This window comes from Oleiphilus sp. HI0123, assembly GCF_001635315.1.
The window spans coordinates 1-2,589 of sequence record NZ_LWGE01001513.1 but is presented as its reverse complement, the minus strand read 5'-3'; the positions used below and the strand labels follow the sequence as shown (position 1 = coordinate 2,589).

Genomic DNA, 2,589 nt, shown 5'->3' with positions numbered 1-2,589 from the left:
CTAGCTATTGCAACTAAACAATTGATATAGCTAGAATTAAAAAGAGTTTTAATATTTTGAACGACTAAAAAGCGGAATATGTTATCATACGCGGCTTTTCCAGACACAAATTCTTGAAATAATCTGTTGTTAACAGTGTATTTTGATTCTTAGATAAAAGGTTTTTTGCGAATATGACTACGACGTCTTTAGATAAAGGTAAAATCAGGTTTTTGCTTTTAGAAGGTGTACATGAATCTGCTGTGGAAACACTTAAAAAGGCAGGTTATACCAACATTGAATATTTGAAAACTTCTTTGGCTCAAGATGAGTTGATCGAAAAGATCGCAGATGCTCACTTCGTCGGTATTCGTTCACGCACTCAATTGACTGAGGAAGTATTTCAAGCCGCTAAAAAGCTAATCGCAGTTGGTTGTTTCTGTATTGGTACCAATCAGGTCGACCTTAAAGCAGCTACCAAACACGGTATCGCTGTTTTTAACGCTCCTTACTCAAATACTCGAAGTGTTGCCGAACTAGTACTTGCCGAAGCAATTCTACTACTTCGTGGCGTACCTGAGAAGAATGCTCTTGCTCACCGCGGTGGCTGGCTAAAATCAGCTACCAATAGCTACGAAATTCGCGGTAAAAAGCTCGGGATTGTTGGCTACGGCAGCATCGGCAGCCAGTTGAGCGTTCTTGCTGAATCATTGGGCATGAAGGTCTACTTCTACGATGTAGTAACCAAACTTCCTTTGGGTAATGCAACGCAACTTGATTCTATGGAAGACTTGCTTGGCATGTCTGATATTGTCAGCCTGCACGTACCTGAAACCGGTGCAACACAAGACATGATGGGACCAGAACAGTTTGCTCAAATGAAAGATGGCAGCATCTTCATTAACGCAGCTCGTGGAACAGTTGTTGTAATTGACGCATTATGTGAAGCACTTAAGTCTGGCCGAGTATTGGGCGCCGCAGTGGATGTATTCCCTGTAGAGCCTAAGTCAAACAACGAAGAATTTATTTCTCCTCTTCGCGAGTTTGATAACGTTATCCTAACGCCTCACGTTGGTGGTAGCACAATGGAAGCGCAAGCCAACATTGGTTTCGAAGTTGGTGAGAAGCTAGCTACCTATAGTGATACTGGTACTTCTATCACTTCGGTTAACTTCCCTGAGGTTGCGCTACCATCTCACCCAGATAACCACAGAATTCTTCATATTCATGAGAACATTCCGGGTGTTATGTCCGAGATCAACCAAGTGCTATCTGAAAACAACATCAACATTCTAGGTCAATACCTTCAAACCAACGAAGGCGTGGGTTATGTTGTAATTGATGTTAATAAAGAGTGCAGCGGTCTAGCGAAAGACAAGCTAAAAACAGTCAACGGAACGATTCGTTGTCGAGTTCTGTTCTAGAAACAATTCGATCCGCAAAAAGCAAAAAGCAAAAAGCCGCATCTCATTTGAATGCGGCTTTTTTACTTCTAAATTAAGACTTAATTCTAACGAAAAGCGCTTATGCCTTGGATGCTGAGCCTTTATTACGAACCTTAGTTACCTTCTTGGTCACTTTTTTGCCTGCCTTTTTTTCCTCAACAATACTCGTCGTGGAATTTGCATTAAACTCACTAAGCAAAGCGTCAAACACGCTCTGCCTTTTGAGAAGCGACTCATTTACCAGATGATGCTGCGCACCCTCTAGATAGGCTATTTTCACCTCACTAAACACTCTCTTTAGCACCGTGATATTGTGTTCCCAGTCAACTGTCATGTCGTCAGTGCCCTGAATAATCAATACCTTTCGTTTGAGCTTCTTACCACTTTCAATTCGTGGAACCCAATCGCGTAAGGCACTAATCCAGTCAACCGCCAACCACTTGGACTGCAAGGGGTCATGTTCTTTCAGAAACTTCAGGAATTTCACATCCGCGCTATTTTGTGAGAATGAGCGATGCCACACTTTGAAAAACGGTTTAACCAAAGAGTGAGCCTTTTTAACAAAGCTCCAGCCTTTAGGTCGCACCAGCGGCGCGAGCAAAACCACCTTATCAAAAGCTTCACCGTGCGTTTCAGTATGCATTAAGCGGTCAATCAAAACTGCCCCGCCCGTACTCTGACCAACACAGTGGAATGGTTGCGGTAGATTAGCGCGACACGACGCCAAACAAGCATCGATCGCCTCTTGATACTGCTGGAAACACTGAATTGAAGCAGGCTTGCCACTTGATAATCCATGTCCAGGCATATCATAGATAACAACCGCATAACCCGACTTTATTAAAAAGCGAATTAGGTGATGATATATTCCGGCATGATCGAAGTATCCATGAAACACAAACACGGTACCTTTAGCATCAAGTGGTTTAAAGCTTTGCATAACGATACGAAAGTCACTTGCATCAAGCCAACCTGCACGCTGCTCTAGTCCGTCGAACTCACGATAGAAAGCCATATCATAGAAGTCATAGTAATGCGCTATTTCCCCCTTAACTGCAGCTTTCGACTTAAACGAAAACTTACCTAACTCCATTAATAAGCGATCACGATCCCAATTCATTCAACTTCCTCAATTAACTACTTTGTATCTAGATGTAAACGACGC

At 42.6% G+C, this 2,589-nt stretch carries 2 protein-coding genes; one reads left to right on the top strand and one right to left on the bottom strand.

Annotation, left to right across the window (positions count from 1 at the left end; genetic code table 11):
- The first annotated feature begins 173 nt into the window (after positions 1 to 173).
- Positions 174 to 1,403, top strand: coding sequence for a phosphoglycerate dehydrogenase (gene serA, locus A3761_RS20090; protein WP_068507262.1), 1,230 nt, complete (start codon positions 174 to 176; stop codon positions 1,401 to 1,403).
- 100 nt (positions 1,404 to 1,503) lie between these two features.
- Here serA and A3761_RS20085 read toward each other — a convergent pair whose 3' ends face one another.
- Positions 1,504 to 2,544, bottom strand: a complete 1,041-nt coding sequence (locus A3761_RS20085) for an alpha/beta hydrolase (protein WP_068507260.1) — start codon at positions 2,542 to 2,544, stop codon at positions 1,504 to 1,506.
- Between the last annotated feature and the right edge of the window lie 45 nt (positions 2,545 to 2,589).